At 71.7% G+C, this 19,983-nt stretch carries 23 protein-coding genes and 1 pseudogene; 13 read left to right on the forward strand and 11 right to left on the reverse strand.

The window, feature by feature from the left end; all coding sequences use genetic code 11:
- The first annotated feature begins 30 nt into the window (after positions 1–30).
- Complete coding sequence (locus tag ACGFWJ_RS20200; RefSeq protein WP_392951563.1) at positions 31–1,152, forward strand: IS630 family transposase; 1,122 nt, start codon at positions 31–33, stop codon at positions 1,150–1,152.
- On the opposite strand, the gene ACGFWJ_RS20205 is transcribed toward ACGFWJ_RS20200, so the two are convergent.
- Both ACGFWJ_RS20205 and ACGFWJ_RS20210 read right to left on the reverse strand, forming a co-directional pair.
- Complete coding sequence (locus tag ACGFWJ_RS20205; protein WP_387649629.1) at positions 1,135–1,377, reverse strand: hypothetical protein; 243 nt, start codon at positions 1,375–1,377, stop codon at positions 1,135–1,137. The genes ACGFWJ_RS20200 and ACGFWJ_RS20205 overlap by 18 nt on opposite strands.
- A 144-nt stretch (positions 1,378–1,521) precedes the next feature.
- Entirely contained in the window at positions 1,522–2,277 is a 756-nt protein-coding gene (locus ACGFWJ_RS20210; RefSeq protein WP_392951326.1) for a maleylpyruvate isomerase N-terminal domain-containing protein, read from the reverse strand.
- Between the two features lie 127 nt (positions 2,278–2,404).
- Here ACGFWJ_RS20210 and ACGFWJ_RS20215 point away from each other — a divergent pair, with 127 nt between their 5' ends.
- On the forward strand, positions 2,405–3,298 hold the full coding sequence (locus tag ACGFWJ_RS20215; RefSeq protein ID WP_392951329.1) for a class I SAM-dependent methyltransferase: 894 nt from the start codon (positions 2,405–2,407) through the stop codon (positions 3,296–3,298).
- A 15-nt stretch (positions 3,299–3,313) separates the two neighbouring features.
- On the opposite strand, the gene ACGFWJ_RS20220 is transcribed toward ACGFWJ_RS20215, so the two are convergent.
- The 6 genes from ACGFWJ_RS20220 to ACGFWJ_RS20245 all read right to left on the reverse strand — a co-directional run bounded on the left by ACGFWJ_RS20220 (position 3,314) and on the right by ACGFWJ_RS20245 (position 7,770).
- On the reverse strand, positions 3,314–4,222 hold the full coding sequence (locus ACGFWJ_RS20220; protein WP_392951332.1) for an aminoglycoside phosphotransferase family protein: 909 nt from the start codon (positions 4,220–4,222) through the stop codon (positions 3,314–3,316).
- A 109-nt stretch (positions 4,223–4,331) separates the two neighbouring features.
- Positions 4,332–4,898, reverse strand: a complete 567-nt coding sequence (locus tag ACGFWJ_RS20225) for a hypothetical protein (protein ID WP_392951335.1) — start codon at positions 4,896–4,898, stop codon at positions 4,332–4,334.
- A gap of 27 nt (positions 4,899–4,925) precedes the next feature.
- Positions 4,926–5,693, reverse strand: a complete 768-nt coding sequence (locus ACGFWJ_RS20230; RefSeq protein ID WP_392951338.1) for a hypothetical protein — start codon at positions 5,691–5,693, stop codon at positions 4,926–4,928.
- Positions 5,694–5,789: 96 nt separating this feature from the next.
- Complete coding sequence (locus ACGFWJ_RS20235) at positions 5,790–6,083, reverse strand: hypothetical protein (RefSeq protein ID WP_392951341.1); 294 nt, start codon at positions 6,081–6,083, stop codon at positions 5,790–5,792.
- A 118-nt stretch (positions 6,084–6,201) separates the two neighbouring features.
- On the reverse strand, positions 6,202–6,630 hold the full coding sequence (locus ACGFWJ_RS20240; RefSeq protein WP_392951344.1) for a carboxymuconolactone decarboxylase family protein: 429 nt from the start codon (positions 6,628–6,630) through the stop codon (positions 6,202–6,204).
- 129 nt (positions 6,631–6,759) lie between these two features.
- Entirely contained in the window at positions 6,760–7,770 is a 1,011-nt protein-coding gene (locus tag ACGFWJ_RS20245; protein WP_392951566.1) for a zinc-binding dehydrogenase, read from the reverse strand.
- A gap of 268 nt (positions 7,771–8,038) precedes the next feature.
- Here ACGFWJ_RS20245 and ACGFWJ_RS20250 point away from each other — a divergent pair, with 268 nt between their 5' ends.
- From ACGFWJ_RS20250 to cpt, 6 genes and pseudogenes are all read left to right on the forward strand, one after another.
- Complete coding sequence (locus ACGFWJ_RS20250; protein ID WP_392951569.1) at positions 8,039–8,575, forward strand: TetR-like C-terminal domain-containing protein; 537 nt, start codon at positions 8,039–8,041, stop codon at positions 8,573–8,575.
- A gap of 114 nt (positions 8,576–8,689) precedes the next feature.
- Positions 8,690–9,100, forward strand: a pseudogene (locus tag ACGFWJ_RS20255) (maleylpyruvate isomerase N-terminal domain-containing protein); the annotation flags it as partial.
- A 32-nt stretch (positions 9,101–9,132) separates the two neighbouring features.
- A complete protein-coding gene (locus ACGFWJ_RS20260; protein ID WP_392951589.1) occupies positions 9,133–9,408 on the forward strand; it encodes a hypothetical protein in 276 nt (91 codons plus the stop codon).
- A gap of 158 nt (positions 9,409–9,566) precedes the next feature.
- Positions 9,567–10,439: an MBL fold metallo-hydrolase gene (locus ACGFWJ_RS20265; protein WP_392951347.1), complete on the forward strand. Its 873-nt coding sequence runs from the start codon at positions 9,567–9,569 to the stop codon at positions 10,437–10,439.
- Positions 10,440–10,526: 87 nt separating this feature from the next.
- Positions 10,527–10,745, forward strand: coding sequence for a hypothetical protein (locus ACGFWJ_RS20270; RefSeq protein ID WP_392951350.1), 219 nt, complete (start codon positions 10,527–10,529; stop codon positions 10,743–10,745).
- Positions 10,742–11,308 (forward strand): chloramphenicol phosphotransferase CPT, encoded by a 567-nt coding sequence (cpt, locus tag ACGFWJ_RS20275; protein WP_392951352.1) that lies wholly within the window; start codon positions 10,742–10,744, stop codon positions 11,306–11,308. Before ACGFWJ_RS20270 ends, cpt begins: the two co-directional genes overlap by 4 nt.
- Before the next feature lie 101 nt (positions 11,309–11,409).
- Here the strand turns inward: cpt and ACGFWJ_RS20280 are convergent, their stop codons facing one another.
- The gene (locus tag ACGFWJ_RS20280) at positions 11,410–13,944 is read right to left on the reverse strand and encodes a DEAD/DEAH box helicase (protein WP_387641036.1); all 2,535 of its coding nucleotides are present in this window, start codon (positions 13,942–13,944) and stop codon (positions 11,410–11,412) included.
- A 156-nt stretch (positions 13,945–14,100) separates the two neighbouring features.
- Here ACGFWJ_RS20280 and ACGFWJ_RS20285 point away from each other — a divergent pair, with 156 nt between their 5' ends.
- Positions 14,101–14,442 carry a hypothetical protein gene (locus ACGFWJ_RS20285; RefSeq protein ID WP_392951354.1) on the forward strand — a complete coding sequence of 114 codons (342 nt, stop codon included), beginning with the start codon at positions 14,101–14,103 and terminating at the stop codon, positions 14,440–14,442.
- On the opposite strand, the gene ACGFWJ_RS20290 is transcribed toward ACGFWJ_RS20285, so the two are convergent.
- Positions 14,429–15,379, reverse strand: coding sequence for a beta-ketoacyl-ACP synthase III (locus ACGFWJ_RS20290; protein WP_387641041.1), 951 nt, complete (start codon positions 15,377–15,379; stop codon positions 14,429–14,431). The genes ACGFWJ_RS20285 and ACGFWJ_RS20290 overlap by 14 nt on opposite strands.
- Before the next feature lie 608 nt (positions 15,380–15,987).
- Between ACGFWJ_RS20290 and ACGFWJ_RS20295 the strand changes: the two genes are divergently transcribed.
- The gene (locus ACGFWJ_RS20295; RefSeq protein WP_392951357.1) at positions 15,988–17,136 is read left to right on the forward strand and encodes a hypothetical protein; all 1,149 of its coding nucleotides are present in this window, start codon (positions 15,988–15,990) and stop codon (positions 17,134–17,136) included.
- Positions 17,137–17,149: 13 nt separating this feature from the next.
- On the opposite strand, the gene ACGFWJ_RS20300 is transcribed toward ACGFWJ_RS20295, so the two are convergent.
- Positions 17,150–17,584 (reverse strand): ester cyclase, encoded by a 435-nt coding sequence (locus ACGFWJ_RS20300; RefSeq protein WP_392951360.1) that lies wholly within the window; start codon positions 17,582–17,584, stop codon positions 17,150–17,152.
- 237 nt (positions 17,585–17,821) lie between these two features.
- Between ACGFWJ_RS20300 and ACGFWJ_RS20305 the strand changes: the two genes are divergently transcribed.
- Genes ACGFWJ_RS20305 through ACGFWJ_RS20315 form a run of 3 tightly spaced genes read left to right on the forward strand, consistent with a single transcriptional unit; the run spans position 17,822 to position 19,979 of the window.
- Positions 17,822–18,433: a TetR/AcrR family transcriptional regulator gene (locus tag ACGFWJ_RS20305; RefSeq protein ID WP_392951362.1), complete on the forward strand. Its 612-nt coding sequence runs from the start codon at positions 17,822–17,824 to the stop codon at positions 18,431–18,433.
- Between the two features lie 28 nt (positions 18,434–18,461).
- On the forward strand, positions 18,462–19,025 hold the full coding sequence (locus ACGFWJ_RS20310; RefSeq protein WP_392951364.1) for a YrhB domain-containing protein: 564 nt from the start codon (positions 18,462–18,464) through the stop codon (positions 19,023–19,025).
- Positions 19,026–19,082: 57 nt separating this feature from the next.
- A complete protein-coding gene (locus ACGFWJ_RS20315) occupies positions 19,083–19,979 on the forward strand; it encodes a serine hydrolase (protein ID WP_392951367.1) in 897 nt (298 codons plus the stop codon).
- Positions 19,980–19,983: the final 4 nt, after the last annotated feature.

Consider the following 19,983-nt stretch of genomic DNA (forward strand, 5'->3'; position numbering starts at 1 on the left):
CCGACGTCCGATTCGGTATGGGGAGGCATGGTGGCGGAGCCGGTCAGGGTTCGCAGGCTGACAGATCAGGAGGGGCAGCAGCTGCAGCGAATCGTGCGCCGAGGCAGCACGAACACGGTGCGCTACCGGCGGGCGATGATGCTGCTGGCCTCCGCCGGCGGCAACCGAGTGCCGGTCATCGCCCAGCTGGTCCAGGCCGACGAGGACACGGTGCGGGACGTGATCCACCGGTTCAACGAGATCGGCCTGGCCTGCCTGGACCCTCGGTGGGCGGGAGGCCGTCCCCGCCTTCTCAGTACTGACGACGAGGACTTCGTCGTCCAGACGGCCATCACCCGCCCGACGAAACTCGGGCAGCCCTTCACCCGCTGGTCGATTCGCAAACTGCTCGCCTACCAGCGCAAGGTCCACAGCCGGGTCATCAGGATCGGCCGCGAGGCCCTGCGATGCCTGCTGGCCCGACGGGACGTCACCTTCCAGCGCACCAAGACCTGGAAGGAGTCCACCGACCCCGACCACGACGCGAAACTCGACCGGATCGAGCACGTCCTGGAACGTTTTCCCGACCGCACGTTCGCGTTCGACGAGTTCGGGCCGCTCGGCATCCGCCCCACCGCCGGCAGCGGCTGGGCCGAGCAAGGCCGCCCCGACCGGTTGCCTGCCACCTACACGCGCACCCAAGGCGTCACCTACTTCCACGGTTGCTACTCGGTCGGCGACGACACCCTGTGGGGCATCAACCATCGCCGCAAGGGCACGGCGAACACCCTGGCCGCGCTCAGGTCGATCCGAGCCGCCCGCCCGGACGGCGCACCGGTCTACGTGATCCTGGACAACCTCTCCGCCCACAACGGCAAGAGGATCCTGCGCTGGGCGAAGAACAACAACGTCCACCTGTGCTTCACTCCGACCAACGCGTCCTGGGCCAATCCGATCGAGGCGCACTTCGGACCGCTGCGGCAGTTCACCCTGGCGAACTCGAACCATCCGAACCACACGGTCCAGACCCGCGCGCTGCATGCCTACCTGCGCTGGCACAACGCCAACGCCCGGCACCCCGATGTCCTGGCCGCACAACGCAAGGAGCGCGCCCGCATCCGCAGCGAGAAAGGCATCCACTGGGGCGGCAGACCCCTACAAACTGCGGCCTGACCATCGGAACTGCTCGTCCGGTTCCTCCCGTCGCCTCAGCACCCCCGCTGCAACCAGTTGAAGAAGCACCTCGTGCAACGCATCACCCAATGGGTTGTCAGTCCAGAACACCGACTTGACCTGTGCGAACGTCACGGACTCGTCAAAGATGCCCAACGAGCGGCCCGCCACGAAGGCAGCACCATCCCAATCGGTCCAGCCCGCCAGGCCCTCAGAAAGATTCACGAACCGATCGTGCCAGCCTACGGCCGAACCCGGTAAACGTTTTCAGCCAGAGCACTAAGGACGATTCCTTGATCGGAGGGAGCGAACGGTGTCGCTCCGTCCGGCGCGGCTTCGTCGCGGCCTCGTTGGGGCCTCGTTGCGGACTCAGCCCAGGCGGGGCCAGATGAGCAGGTGGGGGAGGAGGGTCGGGTCGTCGCCGGTGACGCGGACCGCCGTGGGTGGGTGGCGGCGGTGCAGAGTGAGTAGCAATTCGCTGGCGGGTGCGATGAGTTCGAGGGCGACGGGGTCCTCGTCCGGGGCGAGGCGCTTCGGGCCGGACGCGGTGATTTCCGCCAGCCAGCTCGGGCCCTCGTCGGTGCGCAGGCGGATGCGGGCCGGGCCGTGTTGCCAGCCGGTGGCGGTGCCCCAGGAGAGGGCGAGGAACTCGTCGATGCCGTCGACGGCCACGGCCGGTGCGACCGGTTGCGGTGTGCCGACGGCGAGTTGGGCGTCGTAGGCGTGCACGGCGGCCTCCTGCACCTGGTGCCGGGCGGCCGCCCCGGTGTCCTGCGGGGCGTCGGCTTCCTGCCACCACGTCCAGCAGGGCCGTTGCGGCCCTGCTTCGCGAAGTGCCTTGAGGAGGGCGGAAGTTGCCTCTGCCGAGCCGGCCAGCGCCTGTTCGGGGGAGAGGTCGGTGTCCGGCTTGATCCTGATCGGGACGAAGCCGGGGCCGGTGGTGACGGCGGCCGTCCAGAAGCGTTGGACGACGGTGAGGTGCGCGAGCAGGTCGGGTAGCTGCCAGTCCGGGCAGCTGGGGACGGTGGCGTGCGGGTCGGGCGCGGTGGCGATGGTGTGGCGGAGCATCGCGGAGTGTTCGTCGATCTGGTTCAGCAGCGCCGGAAAGGCGGGAGTGAAATCCATTGCACCTGCCTATCACGCAAGACTGGCGCCCCGCACGGGAATTGTTGCGGAAAGCACACTGAATGGCACTATCGAAAAATTGTTGAATATGATATGCTGTCAGAAAGTGGTATTAGTGTTTCTGGGCATGGAAAGCCATGCACAGTCGAACACCCACCAGCCCAGCCGGACCGCCCTGATGTCGGCCGCCGCCCGAGCCGCCCACCTGCTCGTCGACCAGCAGCCGCCGATCTTCGCCGACACCCTCGCGGTCACCCTCCTCGGCGACAGCGCCGAGCAACTGATCGGCTACCACCGCCAGTTCGGCACCCACCCGATCCTGGCCGGCGCCCGCACCATCGCCGTCACCCGCAGCCGCTGCGCCGAGGGCCGCCTTGCCGAGGCCGTGGCCCGGCGCGGCATCGACCAGTACGTCCTGCTCGGCGCCGGCCTGGACTCCTTCGCCTGCCGCAGTGAACTCGCCTGCGGCATCCGGGTGTTCGAGGTGGACCACTTTCGCACCCAGAGCTGGAAGCGGAACCGCCTGACCGCCGCCGGGATCACCGTCCCGCCGGCGGTGTCCTTCGTCCCGCTCGACCTCGAACAGGGCGGCGCCTGCGCCCTGACCGCCGCGCTGACGGCCGCCGGCTTCGACCCGCAGCGGCCGGCCGTGGTGAGCTGGCTGGGTGTCACCATGTATCTCAGCGTCGAGGCGATCGGCCAAGTGCTCTCCACTATCGGTGAGTTCGCGCCGGGCACCGAACTGATCGCCGAATACCTGCTGCCCGCCGAACACCGCGACCCGGCCGGGCAGACCTACGCCGAGCAGGTGCAGGCCGCGGCCGCCGAGGGCGGCGAGCCGTGGCGAACGTTCCTCACCGTCGAGGAGATGGACGCCCTGCTGGGCGCCCACGGCCTGCTTCCGCTCGCCCACCTGCGGCAGTGCGACACCGTGGACGCCCAGGTGTGGGAATCGCGGACCGACGCGCTGCGCCCGTTCGAACTCTCCGTGCTGGCCCATGCGGTGGTGCCGGAGCGCTGACCGGCGGCGGGGCGGTCAGAGCCCGGCCGGGTCGTCCAGGACGGCGCGCAGGCGGGCGACGCACTCGGCGACGAAGGCCGGGTTGCTCGTCCAGTAGTACGGCACCCCGCTGATTGCCGCGGCCACTGCCCAGCCACAAGCCCGTTGCCAGGTCTGCTCGTTGAGGTCCAGCGCCGCCCGGTAGGCGTGGCGGGCGGCCGCCGGGAAGTCCCACAGCGGGGCGTGTTCGGCGTCCGGGAACCCGATCGACAGGCAGCCGAAGTCGATGATCGCGTGCAGCCGGCCGTCCCGGGCCAGCAGGTTGGACGGCTTCAGGTCGCCGTGCAGCCACACCCGGGGGCCGGACGGGGCGGGCAGGGTGAGCGCCTGGTGCCAGATCGCCTGGAGCCGGTCGAGGTCCAGGTCGAGGCCGGAGAGGGCGCGGGCCTGGGCGAAGTACTCGTCGATCGCGTCGGCGATGGCCGTCAACTCCCCACCCCGGTACCAGTGCAGGCCGCCCCACTCGCTCTCGTCCGGCAGCGGGACGGCGTGCAGACTGCGGACCGCCGCCGCCAACTCCGCCCCGAACGCGGCCCAGTTGGGCACCGAATCCGGACCGGGTTCGGTGCCCTCGATCCACCGGTACACCGACCACGGCAACGGGAACCCGCCCCCCGGCACCCCCTCGTGCACCGGCTCCGGTACCCCGCACGCCAACTCCGCTGCCAGCCGCGGCAACCACACCTGCTCCTTGCGCACCGCGCCGGCCGTCCCAGGCGTCCGGGGCAGCCGCACCAGCAACTCGTCCCCGAGCCGGAACATCCGGTTGTCGGTGCCCGACCCCGCCGCGAGGATCGGCAGCTCGGCCCACTCTGGCCGCTGCTCGGCCAGCAGGCTGCGGACCACGGATTCGTCGGTCGGGATCTCGTCCTCGTGCAGTGTCATGCCGCGAGTATTCAACACGGGCCCGTTCCGCTGCGAACGGAATTCCGGCCCGCGCAAGCAGGGAAGGGGAAGCCGCCGGGTGCCGTCCGCGGACCCGGCGGGCGGACCCTCACGCCTTCTCGACCGTGTAATACACCTCGTACTGCCAGGAGTTGGCCGCGCCCGGCTTCGAGCTGCACGTCCACTTCTTGTCGGTACCCGGCTTCAGGTCCTTGATCGGCACGTCCAGGGCGAGTTGCCCCAGCTTGTCGTCCGGGTCGAGTCCGCCGAGGACCGCATTCGCCGCCGTGCCCGCGGTCGACACGAGCAGCTCGCCGGTCGGGACGGGTAGCGCCCCCGCCGCGGCGGTGATTCTGGCGGCCGCGTCCCCGCGCCGCTGCCAGTCGCGTTTCGAGTCCTGGTTGTATGCGGCAAGCCCGAGGTGCAGCGTATCGGTGTCCGTGACAGGGCCGTTGAAGACCACGCGCTGGTCGGCGGGGAACGGAAGCTCCTGCCCGTCCTTGATCTGCATGGGGGAGACCAGAGCCGGCTGGGTCTTTCCTCCGGCGACGGTGGCTCCCACCACGTAGAAATCGTCGGCTCCGCTCTGGTTCTCGGTGTTGACGCACTTGACGCGGTTGAGCGTGATCCTGAGATTCATGGCAGCCTTCCGATGCTGTCCGCGAGAGGTGTTCATGGGGCGGCGGACCTCGAGGGGCTACCGTCACACGGACCCGCGAGGGCGCCGTCGAGGTCCGGGCCAGGGGTAGCCGAGTTGATCGGCGAACTTCTTCGAACCTCCGCAGACCCCGGCGACCTCGCGAGGATCCTCGGCCGTGAGGTGCGCCTCAAGGGCTTCCGCCTGGTCGGCGGGGCGGTCGGCCGAGATCAGGACGGTGAGCTTGAACTGAAGCCAGGGGCGGTCCTCGCTGATCGCGGCGCGGCCGGGGTGAAAGAACAGCACGTTGATCCGGTCGGGTTCCCAAGGCCAGGCGGAGACGTCCTGCAGCTCGCACTCCCAGGCGGTCAGCCACTCGGTGCGCTCCCGGAGTCGTTCCGCCAGCAGCCTGGCGACTGTTCGGGCCGGCCATTCCCAGGAGTGATCCGCCCCGGCCCGGCGGAGCTCGGCCGCGTACTGGGCGGCGTCGAACCGGAATTCCGGGAGGTCGACGCCCTCGGCATCGACCGGGTTGCGCCAGCCGTCCCAGACCACGTGCGGCCCGTCGCGCCGGACAGTGACGTAGATCGCGCCGCAGCAGGCCTCGGTGCAGCCGGCCTCGGCGAGCCGCACCTCGCGAGGGGTGTCGGTTGCGAGCAGCGGCGTTTCCGGGCCCAGCAGATCGCGGGGATCGACGGCCGGTCCCTCGTCGAACACCTCGGCCAGGACGTCCCGTCCGTCGACGATCGGCCGGCACTCCACCGCTGTGGCCACCCGGTCTCCGAGCGGCGGCACGACGAGGCGGAGGGACAGCAGGTGCGGTTCTGTGGTCACGGCCCGATGGTCTCGAAGGCAGCGGCGGTTGTCAGCTGCGTTTCTGCCTGGAGGGCAGCTGGGCACCCCGCTTGCCGGGAGTGGGCCGGGCCGTCGCTACTTGATGAACACGCTGGCGCCGAACTCCTGGGTCGTGCTGCCGCCCGGAGGAACGACCGCGATCACCTGGCCGGTGCAGTTCGGGCCGTCGTAGACGAGGGCGTACTCGTCGGTGTCGTTGCGCAGGATGAGCGGGAAGATCTGCGCGTTGTAGCAGCCGCTCGGATTACTGATGGTCTGGTTGGGAGCGATGACGAGCGTTCCATTGGCCGCCAGGGCCGCGCCGGGCAGAGTGAGGGCGATGGTGCCCGCGGTGGCGAGGGTGCCGAGCACGGTTGCGAGACGTCGCACGGGTGACTCCTTGGGATTGGGGTGAGCGGGGCCGAAGTGCCCCGGGCCCAACCTCGCTTCCCGACGGAGCCGCCGCAATTCCCGTGCGCCGAGCGGGCGTACGCGTACGCATGGACGGTCACGCGGGGACGACGGGCAGCAGGCCGCGTTCGGCGAAGACCTGCTTGGCGGCGAAAGTGGCGTTCAGGGCGCGCGGGAAGCCGCAGTACACGGCGGAGTGCAGCAGCGCCTCGACGATTTCCTGCGGCGTCAGGCCGACGTTGAGCGCCGCGTTGACGTGCACCCGGAGCTGCGGCTCGCAGCCGCCGAGCGCGGTGAGCATGCCGAGGGTGACCAACTGGCGATCGCGCGGGGCGAGTTCGGGGCGGGAGTAGATCTCGCCGAAGCCCCAGGCGGCGACCTGGTGGGCGAGCTCGGGCGAGACGTCGGACAGGGCGGCGAGCACGTTCTCGCCCGCCTCGCCGTCGATCCGGCCGAGGACGTCGAGGCCGTGCTCGAAACGCTGCTGGCGGGTGGTGGCTTCGGGGTGCGCGGCGGTGGGGGTCATGAGCGGTCTCCAGCGGTCGGTCGGTGTCGGGGGAACGACGGACACCGTAGGAGTTGGAGTGCGCTCGAACGCAAACAGCCCGGCCCGCCCCGGGAGATGAGGGGACGGGCCGGGCCAACTGGCTGGACGTCAGGGCTTGAGGATCAGGCGGATCGGGTTGCCCTGCTTGGTGTGCAGGCGCTCGACGGCCTCCGCGGCCTGCTCCAGCGGGAGCACCTCGCTGACCGAGCGGGAGAAGTCCAGCCGGCCGCCGGCGGCGAGCGCGATCAGCTGCGGGACGGCGTCCTCCTCCGAGCCGTAGTGGCCGCGGATCTGCTGCTGGAGGTAGGAGAACCGGACGCTGTTGGCGACCGTCAGCGGCTGGTCGGTGAGGCCGACGAGCACCAGGCGCCCGTGCGCGCCGAGTACCGTCAGCGCCTGCTCGCGCACGGCGGGGACGCCGGCGAAGTCGAACGCGGCGGCCAGGCCGGCCCCGCCGGTCGCGGCGCCGATCTTTGCGGCGAGCTCCGGGTCGGCCGAGTCGAGGACCAGGTCCGCGCCGAAGGCGAGGGCCCGCTCGCGGGCGGCGGGGGACGGGTCCACCGCGATGACCGGGTTCGCGCCGATCGCCCGCAGCAGCTGCACGCCGTGCGCGCCGAGACCGCCGACACCCCACACGCCGACCGGCTCGGCCGGGCGGATCTGGCCGGTCGTGGTGATGGCGCCCCACGGGGTGGAGACCGCGTCCGGAATGATCGATCCCTGTTCGAACGGGATCGACTCGGGCAGCCGGATCAGCGTGTCCTTGCGGGCGAGCGCGTACTCGGCCCAGCCGCCGTCGTAGTCCACACCGCGCGTCCAGGTGATGCCGTCGCGCTTCTCGCCGGCCTGCAGCACGACCCGGTCGCCGACCTGCCAGGCGCCCGCGTCCGGGCCCAACTCGGCGACGGTGCCCGCGACTTCGTGCCCGAGGGTGACGCTCTCGCCCGGCAGGTACAGCGGGGTGAGCGAGCCCTCGATCAGGTGCACGTCGGACAGGCAGACGCCGGCCGCCTCGACCTTGATCAGCACCTGGCCGGCGCCGGGGACGGGACGCTCCACCTCCTCGACGCTCAGCTTGCGGGTGGGCAGGTGCAGACGGACGGCACGCATCCGGGCCATGGTCGATCCTCTCCGGCCGACGGCGAACTCGTCGGCGGCCTCGTTGCCGCAGCGCCCTGCCGGGGTGTATCGCAAGGCGACTTGCATTGCTGAGGCTACGACGCGACACACCGCAATGCAAGGAGGCCTGCGTTAGGCTTCGAGCGTGTCGAAGGAGAAGCGGACGGGATCCACGAAGAAGCCGGGCGGGCCTGCGGGGCCGGACTCGACCGGCGACGCACTGCCCGAGGGGAGGTCCGCCACCCCACTGCGCCGGCGCGGCGCCGCCATGCGACGGGCCGTGCTCGACGCCACCGTGCGCCTGCTCGCCGAGGGCGGACTCGACGCCGCCAGCGTCTCGGCCGTCGCGGCGGCCGCCGGCGTGCACGAGACGTCCGTCTACCGCAACTGGGGCACCCGCGAACACCTGCTCCGCGAGGCACTCGCCGACTACACCGACCACGCCCTGCCACTGCCCGACACCGGCAGCCTCCGCGAGGACCTGCGCCAACTCCTCACCGCCCTCGGCGCTTTCCTCGACACCCCCGAAGGCCCCGCGCTGCTCCACCTGAGCATCGCCCCGGCCACCGCCGAGACCCGCAGCGGCCGCGACGCCTACTGGGCCGAGCGGCTGCAACGCGCCGAGATCCTGCTGCGCCGGGCCGCCGAACGCGGCGAGATCCGGCCGGACGTCGATGCCCGGGCGGCGGTCGAGGCGCTGATGAGCCCGCTGTTCGCGCGCCACCTGCTGCTCGGGGAGCCCGTCACCGCCGAGTTCCTGTCCTCCCTGGTGGACCTGGTGGTGGACGGCCTGGCCCCGCGCTGAGGCCGACTGCGGTGCGCTGACCGGCGACGGTGCTGGTCCGGGTCCGATGCGGGGGAGGGGTGTGCCGGGCATGTCCGGGGGACGACCGACTCCACCGACTTCGACCCGGCGGCGGTGCTGGAGCAGCTCGCCGCCGCGACCGGCCAACCGCTTCGGACGGCGTCCGGGTTCACCGACGCCGACGTCCGCGCGCCGCCGCTGCTGCCGGGCTGGTCGCGCGGGCACGTGCTGACCCAACTGGCGCGCAACGCCGACGGTGGCCGGCGGTTGCTCGGCTGGGCACGGACGGGGATGGAAGCGGCGGAGTACCCGAGCCTGGCCGCCCGGGACGAGCAGATCGAGGCGGGCGCGGGTCGCGGCGCGGCCGAGCTGCCGGCCGACCTCCGGGGCAGCGCCGTCGCATTCGAGGCCGAGTGCCGGTGGATGCCGCCCGAGGTGTGGCACCGGACCGTCCGCTGGACTCGCGGCCAGGCGCGCCCCGCGTTGCGCGCCGCCGATGCCCGGCTGCGCGAAGTGCTGGTCCACCACGCCGACTTGGACGCGGGCTACCCGCCGACTTGGACGCGGGCTACACGCCGGCCCACTGGCCGGCCGAGTTCGTCGAGGCGATGCTCGGCCGGGTGGTGGCCTCCTTCGCCGCACGCGAGCACGCACCCGCGATGCGACTGCACGCCACCGACACCGGCGCCACGTACGGCACCTCCGGGCCGCGTCAGCCGGTGGTCGGCGGGCCGCAACATGCCCTGCCGGCCTGGCTGATGGGTCGATCCCTGGGCGCGGACCTGCTGGTGCGCAACGCTCTCGCGCTCCCCGCGCCGCCGTTCCTCTACTGAGGCGTCCGGCCGGATTGCGAGCCGTCCGTAGTCAGAGCGTCACTCTCGCCGAATCACAAGATCTACGCCTCTTCCACTTTTCGCCCCGCTCGGGATACCTCTTGAAGTGCCGGGCCGCACCGGCCCGTTGACGGAAATCGACTCTCCGGAGGACAGCCATGGGCGAAGACTGGTACGTGGACGACCGATGCACCGGGTGCGACGTGGCGCGGCAGCTCGCGCCGGGCCTGATCGTGCAGGTGGGCCGGGGCTCCGAACTGGTGCGACAGCCACGCGACGCAACGGAGTTGGCGGCCGTGAATGCCGCCGCGTTCGCCTGCCACACCCGTTCGATCCGCCGGCACTCGGGCCCGCCGGACCCGGCGGCGGACCCGTTCCCGCTCGCCATCGACGCCAACGTCCTGCTCTGCGGCCACAATTCGCGGCGCACGGCCGCCGCCAACTCCTACCTGCTGCGGCGGCCGGACGGCACCGTGATGATGATCGACACGCCGCGCTGGTCGGAGTCGCTCGCCACCCGCTACGAGAAGCACGGGCGGGTGACCGACGTCCTCCTGACCCACCGCGACCACGCCGCGCACGGCCGCGTCTACGCGGACCGCTTCGGTGCTCGACTCTGGATCCACGAGGGCGACTTGGACTCCTCGCCGGACGCCGACCGGGTGCTGCGCGGCACCGATCCGGTCGAGATCGCCGAGGGCGTCGTCGCTCACCCCCTGCCGGGCCACACCGAGGGCAGCGTGCTGTTCCTCGCCGACGACCGGTACTGCTTCAGCGGCGACAGCCTCTACTGGTCGCGCGCCGCCGGGGCGTTGGCCGTCGCCGAACACGTCACCTGGTACTCCATCGAGGAACAGGCCGCCTCACTGGCCCGCGTCGCACCCCACCTCCGGTTCGAGTGGATCCTCCCGGGCCACGGAGACCGCAACCACCTGCCCGCCGAACAGATGGCCGAGCAACTGCGCGCCCTGGTCGCCCACGTCGGCCAACTGGCGCCCGTGCCAGTGGATTTCGACGCCCATCAGTGGTGAGGGCGGCTGTCACCGGCGCTTGGGATCATGGTCGTTGCCGGCGTGGGCACGCGGGCATCACGACCCGGAGGTGGCTCGAATGGACCCGTGGCAGAAGCTGTCGGCGTTGGTGGAGGAACGGAGCCCGCCGCGGCGGCGATACTGTTCGCCGCGCACGCCTACCTGTTCGGCTGCCACGACTTCGCCGTTCGGGCCGGCGGCCGGGCGGTGGAAGCCGTTGACCACCACCTCCAGTACCTGGCGGAGCTGCGGACCCCGCTCTCCGGTCAGGAGTGGGCACCCGAGGCGGGTACCGTGGTCCGATGACCATTCGGGTGATCGTGCTCAACGGCGGTTCCAGCAGCGGAAAGAGCAGCCTCGCGCGCGCGTTGCAGGCCCAACTGCCGGAGCCCTGGCTGACGTTCGGGATCGACGGGCTGATCGAGGCGATGCCCCCGGAACTGCTGGCCGGGGACGCCGGGATCGAGCTCGGCGGGGACGGCACCGTCACCGTCGGGGACACCTTCCGGCGGCTGGAGGCCGCCTGGATGGCCGGTGTGGCCGCCACCGTGCGGGCGGGGGCGGGCGTGATCGTCGACGACGTGTTCCTCTCCGGATCGGAGTCCCAACAGCGCTGGCGCGAGGCCCTGTTGGGCCTGGACGTACTCTGGGTCGGAGTTCGCTGCGACCCGGCCGAGGCGGCCTTGCGCGAGCGGGCCCGGCCCGATCGGACGACAGGCATGGCCGAGGACCAGGCGGAAAGGGTGCACCAAGGCGTCCACTACGACCTGGAGGTGGACACCACCCGCACCCGGCCCACCGAGTGCGCCCGAGCGATCACGGAGCGGCTGGCCCAGCCGGGCCCGAGGATTGTCGGTGGTCGTCGCTAGCGTGCAGGAACAGTGAACGTCGCCACCGAGGGCAACTTCACCATCGAGCCGAACTGGCAGCGGCCCCCCGCGGGCTGAGTGTGCGGGGGGCCGCCGGGGCGTCAGTGCGCGCCCACCGCCGTGATCTTGACGACTGCGCGGCCTTCCTCGTCGGAGCCGTACAGGTCGACCTCGGCGGAGATGCCCCAGTCGTGGTCGCCGTTGGGGTCGTCGAAGATCTGGCGGACCCGCCACAGGCCCTCGTCCTCGACCTCCTCGATCAGCAGCATCTTCGGGCCGCGCGCGTTCGGGCCGGTGAAGAGGTCGTCGTACTCCTCCCAGTACCCGTCCATCGCGTCCGCCCAGCGGTCGGCGTCCCAGCCGTCCTCGCCGTCGAGTTCGGCGAGGGAGTCGTAGTGCTCCAGCGCGCACAGCTCGACCCGGCGGAACAGCTCGTTGCGGACCAGCACCCGGAAGGCGCGGGAGTTCGCGGTGACCGGCGCCGGCTTGTCGTCGAGGCGGACCTCGCCCGCCTCCGGCTCGGTCGGGTTGGCCAGCGCCTCCCACTCGTCCAGCAGCGAGGAGTCGACCTGGCGGACCAGCTCGCCCAGCCAGGCGATGACGTCCTTCAGGTCGTCCGTCTTGATGTCGTCCGGGACGGTCTGCTCCAGCGCCTTGAACGCGCCCGCCAGGTAGCGCAGCACGATGCCCTCGGTGCGCGCCAGCTCGTAGAAGCCCACGTAGTCGGTGAACGTCATGGCGCGCTCGTACAGGTCGCGGACCACGGACTTCGGCTGCAACGGGTGGTCGCCGATCCACGGGTGCGCCCGGCGGTACACGTCGTAGGCGTGGCCGAGCTGCTCCTCCAGCGGCTTCGGGTACGTGATCTCCTCGAGCCGGTTCATCCGCTCCTCGTACTCGATGCCGTCGCGCTTCATCTCCGCCACGGCCTCCCCACGCGCCTTGTTCTGCTGCGAGGCGAGGATCTGCCGCGGGTCGTCCAGGGTGGCTTCGACGACCGAGACCACGTCGAGCGCGTAGGACGGCGACTCCGGGTCGAGCAGTTCGAACGCGGCCAGCGCGAAGGTGGACAGCGGCTGGTTCAGCGCGAAGTTCTCCTGCAGGTCCAGGGTCAGGCGCACCCTGCGGCCCTCGGAGTCCGGCTGGTCGAGCTGCTCCACCACGCCGCCCTGCAGCAGCGAACGGTAGATGGCGATCGCGGTGCGGATGTGGCGGCGCTGCGCCGGGCGGTCCTCGTGGTTGTCGGTGAGCAGCTTGCGCATCGCCTCGAACGCGTTGCCCGGGCGGCCGATGACGGACAGCAGCATCGCGTGGCTGACCTTGAACCGGGAGACCAGCGGCTCCGGGTCGGCGCCGATCAGGCGCTCGAAGGTCTCCTCGGTCCACGAGACGAACCCGTCCGGGGCCTTCTTGCGAACGACCTTCTTGCGCTTCTTCGGGTCGTCGCCGGCCTTCGCCAGCGCCCGGTCGTTCTCCACCACGTGCTCGGGCGCCTGCGCGACCACCTGGCCGACGGTGTCGAAGCCGGCCCGGCCCGCGCGTCCGGCGATCTGGTGGAACTCGCGGGCCCGCAGGATCCGCACCCGCTGCCCGTCGTACTTGGACAGCGCGGTGAACAGCACCGTGCGGATCGGCACGTTGACGCCGACGCCGAGCGTGTCGGTGCCGCAGATCACCTTCAGCAGACCGGCCTGCGCGAGCCGCTCCACCAGGCGCCGGTACTTCGGCAGCATGCCGGCGTGATGCACACCGATCCCGTGCCGGACATAACGCGACAGGTTCCGACCGAACTTGGTGGTGAAACGGAAGTTTCCGATCAGCTCGGCGATCGCGTCCTTCTCCTGCTTCGAGCACATGTTGATGCTCATCAGCGACTGCGCCCGCTCCACCGCCTCCTTCTGCGTGAAGTGGACGACGTACACCGGCGCCTGACCGGTGTTCAGCAGCTCCTCCAGCGTGTCGTGGAGAGACGTCCGCCGGTACTCGTAGAACAGCGGCACCGGGCGCTCCGCCGAACGCACCGCGACCGTCGGGCGGCCGGTGCGGCGGGTCAGGTCCTCCTCGAAGCGGCGGACGTCGCCGAGCGTCGCCGACATCAGCAGGAACTGCGCCTGCGGGAGTTCGAGCAGCGGGATCTGCCAGGCCCAGCCGCGGTCCGGCTCGGCGTAGAAGTGGAACTCGTCCATCACGACCTGGCCGATGTCGGCGCGCGGGCCGTCGTGCAGCGCGATCTGCGCCAGCACCTCGGCGGTGCAGCAGATGATCGGCGCGGTGGGGTTGACCGAGGCGTCGCCGGTCATCATGCCGACCTGCTCGGTACCGAAGATCTTGCACAGGTCGAAGAACTTCTCCGACACCAGCGCCTTGATCGGCGCGGTGTAGAACGTCCGCTTCCCCTCGGCCAGCGCGGCGAAGTGCGCGCCCGCCGCGACCAGGGACTTTCCGGAGCCGGTCGGCGTCGCCAGGATCACGTTGTTCCCGGAGACCAGCTCGATCAGCGCCTCCTCCTGGGCGGGGTAGAGGGTGATGCCGCGCTCCGACGCCCACTCGGCGAAGGTCTCGAACAGCGAGTCGGGCGTGGCGGGTTTCGGCATCAGGTCCAGGAGGGTCACTCCGCTATCTTGCCCGTCCGACATGACCATGAGCAAAGCTCGGGCCCGCACGGTCCGCCCGTGCTGCCGCCGACGCGCCCCGGCGATTCCGGTCCGTGCCTGGCTTGTCGCCGTGCGTTACGGGATGATCGGGCGGCCCGCCCCCGGAACCGTCGGGGGCGACCCGACGAAAGGACCCCCATGCGCAAGCGAGTTGCCGGCCTGGCCGGTGCCGCCTTGGCTGTTGCGGCCCTGGCGATGGCGGCAGGACCGGCCGCGGCGTTCACCGAGACGGTGGCCGCGACCGGCGCCCCGAGCGGAGTCGTCGCGATCTGCCCCGAGGGCGTCAACCCCTCGGACGTGCACGTGACGAACGGCGACGGCACCCCGCTCGGGCCCGACCAACGCGTGCACACCACGGCCGTCGGAGCCACCGGCGTCGGCGCGTGGATCGCCCCCTACCAGGACTCCCCGCCGCCGCCGGCTTCGATCCGCCTGACCATCACCTGCACCGACTCCGGTCAACGAGTCAGGGGCAGGTGACGACCTGACCGGCCCAGGACAGCCCGCCGCCGAACGCGAACAGCAACACCCGGGCGCCGGAGCGCAGTTCGCCGCGCTCCACCAGCTTCGCCAGCGCCAGTGGGACGGACGCCGCCGAGGTGTTGCCGGAGTCCACCACGTCCCGGGCGATCACCGCGTTCTCGGACAGGCCCAGCTTCTGCACCAGCGACTCGATGATCCGCAGGTTCGCCTGGTGCGTCACCACCCCGTCCAGCTCCGCCGGGCTCAACCCGGCTGCCCGGCACGCCTGCTCGGCCAGCGCGGGCAGCTCGGTGGTCGCCCAGCGGAACACCGCCTGCCCGTCCTGCTCGAACCGCGGCTGCCAGGCGTCCAGCAGCCGCACCGCGCTCGCCCGCGACGGATCCGACCCCCACACCACCGGCCCGACACCGGTCCCCGGGCCGTCGGTCGCCGACAGCACCGCCGCGCCCGCGCCGTCGCCGAGCAGGATGCAACTGCGGCGGTCCGTCCAGTCGGTGACGTCCGACATCTTCTCCGCGCCGATCACCAGCGCGTGGCGGGCGGCGCCCGCGCGCAGCGAGTGGTCGGCCAGCGAGAGCGAGGTGCAGAAGCCCGCGCAGCCGTTGTTCACGTCGAACGCGACGGCGGACGGGATGCCCAGCCGGGCCGCGACCTGCGCCGCGATCGACGGGCAGCGGTCCATCGCGCTGCACGTCGCCACCGTGATCTGCCCGATCTCCGCCGGCTCCAGCCCCGACGCCGCCAGCGCCTTCGCGGCGGCGGTCGCGGCGAGGTCCGTCACCGACTCGTCCGGCCCCGCGATCCGGCGGGTGGCGATACCCGTCCGGCGCCGGATCCACTCGTCATTGGTGTCCACCATGGCCGCCAACTCGTCATTGGTCAGCACCCTGCTGGGCTGGTGGTGGCCGAGACCGGCGATACGGACTCCGGGCATGGCAGTTCCCTTCCGCAACAACGGCCACCGGCCGCGCGCCGGAGGCAACGGCCTGGAATATAGCAACCGACCGATCGGAAGCTAAACGCCGCGCGTCACGGATCCGCCGGACAGCCGACCGGCGGGAGGCCCGCTACGTGGCGTCCCGCCGGCGCTGATGGTGGTCCCCGCTGGTGGTCACAGCCCCCTTCGCTGCCCAGGGATCCACCGCGAGATCCGGACGGCCGGTGGGACGTGGCGGGGCGGACGCGCTGCGCGGCGCCTCACCTGTCGTCCTGATGCTGCTGGGGGCTCCTGATCGGCTACCTCAACGGCGACATCCAGTAGCCGACCACAGGCCCGGAAACGGTCCCGGACGGCGGAGGAAGCCGGACCCTGCTCCGGCGGGGCGGAACGCCGCACCACCGGGCGTGGCCGCTGGCCTCCCCGGGTTTCTGCTCCGCCCTCGGCGAGGCGCCGTCCGGTGCGCTCCGGCTCTGCTTCGGCGTCGTGGCGATCCTTCGGCACGTGCTCGACGCCTCCGTAGCCGCGAGTTGTCGGTGGGGGAGGGCATGATCGTCGCGGTCGGCGCGGGGTGCGTCGGTGTGGCGGACTCGTGGGCGGCTCGAATGGACACATGGCAGGAACTCGACGCGGTGGTGGCGGAGCGGCTGAGGTCGGTGTCGTCCGAGGAGCGGCAGGTCTTCGCGGCGGGCGTCGCGGAGCGGCTGATGCGTCGGCACGAGGCTCTGCCCGAGGGTGAGCGGGCGCCGTTCACGCTGAGCCTGCGGCCGCTACTGGACGCCGTGTGGGAGGGCGTGCTCGGCGACTCGACGGCTTTCGCGGCGGTCAACCGCGGCGTCGCCGAGTACATGCTCAGCGAGTACTGCCACAACGAGGGCCAGCACGGCCCGGACGACGCCGACGAGTCTGCCGCGGCGGCCGCGCTGTACGCCGCGCACGCCTACCTGTTCGGCTGCCGGAAGTACGCGAGCTGGAACAGCGGCCGGGCGCTGGAGGCCGTCGAACAGCACCTGGAGCAGCTGTCCGAGACGGTCGAACTCTTCGATGCCGACCCGGACGAGGCGATGTCCGCCGAACTGCGGCGGCAGCTGCGCGACCTCGACCTGATCGCAGGCTTCTCGAACGAGCTCCGCCACGCCGGCCTGGGCCTGCCCGTCGACACCTCGACGCGCCTCCACGCCGAGCTGCGCGCACCGCTCTCGTCGGAGTTGCTGCTGCCGCTGCTGGCAGGCGACGAGGACGCCGTCGCGTTCTTCGCCGCCGTCGCGGACCTCGACGCGACGAGCCCTGACGACCACGAGCTGGAGGACGGGGTACGGCTCGCGTCCGGGGCCCGGCTGGAGCAGTTCGCGCGGGCGGCCAGCGGGGACGCGTACTGCTTCGTCGGTGAGGGCGGCGAGGAGCGTCCGGTGGTGTACGTGAGCCTCGACGGCCAGGCCGGGTTGCTCGCCGTCGGGCTGCCCGAACTGGTGCGCCTGTGCCTCGCCGTGCCGTGGTGGGGAGAGGTGCGCGGAGGTTCGCTCGACGGGCTCGGGGGCGCTGCCGACGACTACCGGGCGGACATCCCCGACCTCGGCGCCCGCCGGGACCGCGCTGCCCGGGCCCTCGGCCTCGACCCGGCCGCGCTGCCCTCCGAGGCGACGGCCCTCGCCCGGCTCGCCGAACTCTCCCGGGGGCCGGTGGCCGCGGCGAGCCTCGTCGTCGGTCCGGACGGCGATCCGTTCGACCCGCTGTTCGACGCCGATCGGGACTGAGTGCCCGCCCGGCCTACTCAGGTGGCCCGTCGAGTGGCGGGATCACGTCGAGCTGCTGGAGGAAGCCGAGGATGTCCTTGTCCGACCACTTCTCGGTGAGCTTCCCGTTCTCGATGCGGTGAACCACCGTCGCCGTCATGGTGATCGGCCGCCCGGTCGCCGGGATGCCCGGCAGGTCGCCCACGCAGGTGCCGCGGCCCGTCAGCCGGGTCACGACCTTGTCGCCCTCCGCGATCTGGTCCTCGATCTCGTGCACCCCGGGGGTGGCCTCCCAGAACAGGCGGAACGCCTGCTTCAGGCCCTCGCGTCCGGGCGCGAGCCCGGGGAACGGCGGCGGTGAGTGGTCCACGTAGTCCGCGGAGACCAGCTCGTCCATGGCCTCCAGGTTGCCCGCATCGATCTCCCGGTAGAACCGGCGGACCAGACTTTTGTTCTCTTCGATGGACATGGGTGCCTCTCCGTACGTTCGGCCGCGCCGTCGGACCGGCGCACGACGCCCGAATCCTCCCCCCGCCCCGTCCCGGGCGCGTACGGACGCGGTGGCCGTTCACTCAGAAGCAGCCACCCGGGTCACTCGCCACCGCCCGCCCCCTGACCTGCCGCTCCACCCGGCAGCCGGGTTCACCGCACCAGGCCGGCACCACGTAGGATTTCGGGACCGCACCGCGCGACCGAGAGGGGAACGATGAGCCCGCGCAGTACCGTGGCCGAGGCGCGTCGGACCCGGGACCGGATTGTCGACCGGAGTGTGGCGCTGGCGTCGGTGGACGGCCTCGAAGGGCTCACCATCGGGCGGCTGGCCACCGATCTCGGGCTCAGCAAGGCCGGCGTGCTGGGGCACTTCGGCACCAAGGAGACCCTCCAGCTCGCCACCCTGGAACGGGCCTCCGCGCTCTTCACCACGCTGGTCTGGGAGCCGGCCGTGGACGCCGAACCCGGGCTGCGGCGGCTGCGCGCTGTGTGCGAGAGCTGGATCTCGTACCTGGAGCATGCCCGCGAGGTCTTCCCCGGCGGGTGCCTGTTCACCACCGCCGCCGTCGAGTTCGACGCGCATGACGGGCCCGTCCGCAAGAACGTCGCCCGGCTGCTGCTGGTGTGGCGCCGGCGCCTGGCTGGCGAGGTCCGGCTGGCGATCGAGGCCGGGGAGCTGCCCGCCGACACCGACCCCGAGCAGATCGTCCACGAGCTGACGGGGATCTACCTGGCGCTCAACCAGTCCCTCCAGCTCCTCCGCGACCCGCTCGCCGCCACCCGCACCCGTCACGCCCTGAACCGCCTGCTGCCCGCCGTGGCCTGACGGCCGGGCCGGGCGGGATGCTGGGGGCATGATCGAACCAGAGACCGCGATACGGGTCGTCGAGGAGCAGCTGGAGAGCGAGTACCGGCGCCAACCGGTCGCGTGGCGGCAGCGGATGGTGGTGACGGGCGCGGCCGAGCACGAGCTGGTCTGGATCGTCGGGTACACCTCCGAGGAGTTCGCCCGCACCGGGGACCTGGCGCACATGCCGGTCGGTTGCGGTCTGTACCTCGTCGACCGGCTCGACGGAGGACTGCACTCGGTCGGCGCCGTCTCCGCCATGACCGGCGACTGGGAGGCCGACTACCGCGCCCGGATCCGCGGGCTCCCGGTGCGCACCGCGGTGGACGATCTGCACGACGAGATCCGCGAACTCGACACCGGGCAAGGGAATTTGCCTGCCGTGCGGGCGCTGCGCCGGAGACTCCCGGTCCTGACGCCCACCGAGGCCCTCCAGTACGTGCGCGCCCTGCGGGACGGCGACGCCCCGGCGCACCTGGTGGCCGTCGCGACGGCGGAACTCGTCGAGCCCCTCAACCCGGTGCTCGCCGTCCACACCGTCCGGGCCGGCGGCGGAAATCCGATGGTGTGAGGAGCCGGGGGTCGCCACGCGTTCGCTGCGCGCCGCGGCACTGGCAGTATCGGGGGCATGACACACGACATCCGCGAGATATTCGAACAGGCAGGCTGCGAGGGCGCGTTGTGCGTCCGGCCGGTGGTGGGCGACGGCGAGATCGCGCTGAACGCGGATCAACCGGTGGTCCCGGCCTCGGTGTTCAAGGTGCAGATCGCGCTGGAGGCGGAGACCGCGTTCGCCGACGGCCGGTTGGACCCGCGTGAGCGGGTGACGCTGACTGCCGCCGAGCGGACACCGGGGCCGGTCGGGAGCTCGCTGTTCGCGGACGACGCGGTGCTCTCCTTGCGGGACATGGTTGTCCTGATGCTCACCATCAGCGACAACCCGGCAACCGACGCGCTGCTGCGCCGCGTCGGCGTCGACGCGGTGAACGCGACGGCGGCGCGCCTCGGGCTGACGGGCACGTTCGTCACGGCCGACCTGCGGACCATGCTCGACACCATCGGCGAGGATCTCGGCCGCGCCGACTGGGCGGACCTCCAGACCTGGGCGGCCGGCGCCCCGGCGGAGGAAGTGGCCCGGGCCGACGCGGAGCTGCCGGGCGTCCGTGCGATGGACCCGTCGCGGGGGACCCGGACCACCCCGCGCGACATGGCGGCCCTGCTGCGCCTGATCTGGACGGACCGGGCGGGCCCGGCCGCCGCGTGCGCGCGGGTGCGGGAGGTGATGGGGCAGCAGTTGACCCGGCACCGGATCGCCGGTGGGTTCCGGCCGCCGGTGCGGGTCGCGGCGAAGAGCGGCAGCCTGCTGGGCATTCCCCGCAACGAGATCGGCGTGGTCTCCTTCCCCGACGGCCGCCAGTACGCCGCCGCCGTCTTCACCCGCTCGCTGCCCGGCTCGGACGACGCCGCGATCAACCGCGCCATCGGCACCGCCACCGCCCGGGCCGTGGCTGCCCTGGGTGCCTGAGACG

Source organism: Kitasatospora sp. NPDC048407 (assembly GCF_043200475.1).
GTDB lineage: Bacteria > Actinomycetota > Actinomycetes > Streptomycetales > Streptomycetaceae > Kitasatospora.

What these genes read in the sequence shown, in the direction of transcription:
- ACGFWJ_RS20315 (WP_392951367.1), top strand. Translation starts at nt 19,083, where the DNA reads ATGACACACGACATCCGCGAGATATTCGAACAGGCAGGCTGCGAGGGC.
- ACGFWJ_RS20285 (WP_392951354.1), top strand. Translation starts at nt 14,101, where the DNA reads ATGCGCAAGCGAGTTGCCGGCCTGGCCGGTGCCGCCTTGGCTGTTGCG.
- ACGFWJ_RS20240 (WP_392951344.1), bottom strand. Translation starts at nt 6,630, where the DNA reads ATGACCCCCACCGCCGCGCACCCCGAAGCCACCACCCGCCAGCAGCGT.
- ACGFWJ_RS20290 (WP_387641041.1), bottom strand. Translation starts at nt 15,379, where the DNA reads ATGCCCGGAGTCCGTATCGCCGGTCTCGGCCACCACCAGCCCAGCAGG.
- ACGFWJ_RS20280 (WP_387641036.1), bottom strand. Translation starts at nt 13,944, where the DNA reads ATGTCGGACGGGCAAGATAGCGGAGTGACCCTCCTGGACCTGATGCCG.
- ACGFWJ_RS20295 (WP_392951357.1), top strand. Translation starts at nt 15,988, where the DNA reads ATGGACACATGGCAGGAACTCGACGCGGTGGTGGCGGAGCGGCTGAGG.
- ACGFWJ_RS20210 (WP_392951326.1), bottom strand. Translation starts at nt 2,277, where the DNA reads ATGGATTTCACTCCCGCCTTTCCGGCGCTGCTGAACCAGATCGACGAA.
- ACGFWJ_RS20310 (WP_392951364.1), top strand. Translation starts at nt 18,462, where the DNA reads ATGATCGAACCAGAGACCGCGATACGGGTCGTCGAGGAGCAGCTGGAG.
- ACGFWJ_RS20220 (WP_392951332.1), bottom strand. Translation starts at nt 4,222, where the DNA reads ATGACACTGCACGAGGACGAGATCCCGACCGACGAATCCGTGGTCCGC.
- ACGFWJ_RS20225 (WP_392951335.1), bottom strand. Translation starts at nt 4,898, where the DNA reads ATGAACACCTCTCGCGGACAGCATCGGAAGGCTGCCATGAATCTCAGG.
- ACGFWJ_RS20265 (WP_392951347.1), top strand. Translation starts at nt 9,567, where the DNA reads ATGGGCGAAGACTGGTACGTGGACGACCGATGCACCGGGTGCGACGTG.
- ACGFWJ_RS20305 (WP_392951362.1), top strand. Translation starts at nt 17,822, where the DNA reads ATGAGCCCGCGCAGTACCGTGGCCGAGGCGCGTCGGACCCGGGACCGG.
- ACGFWJ_RS20245 (WP_392951566.1), bottom strand. Translation starts at nt 7,770, where the DNA reads ATGGCCCGGATGCGTGCCGTCCGTCTGCACCTGCCCACCCGCAAGCTG.
- ACGFWJ_RS20300 (WP_392951360.1), bottom strand. Translation starts at nt 17,584, where the DNA reads ATGTCCATCGAAGAGAACAAAAGTCTGGTCCGCCGGTTCTACCGGGAG.
- ACGFWJ_RS20215 (WP_392951329.1), top strand. Translation starts at nt 2,405, where the DNA reads ATGGAAAGCCATGCACAGTCGAACACCCACCAGCCCAGCCGGACCGCC.
- cpt (WP_392951352.1), top strand. Translation starts at nt 10,742, where the DNA reads ATGACCATTCGGGTGATCGTGCTCAACGGCGGTTCCAGCAGCGGAAAG.
- ACGFWJ_RS20250 (WP_392951569.1), top strand. Translation starts at nt 8,039, where the DNA reads ATGCGACGGGCCGTGCTCGACGCCACCGTGCGCCTGCTCGCCGAGGGC.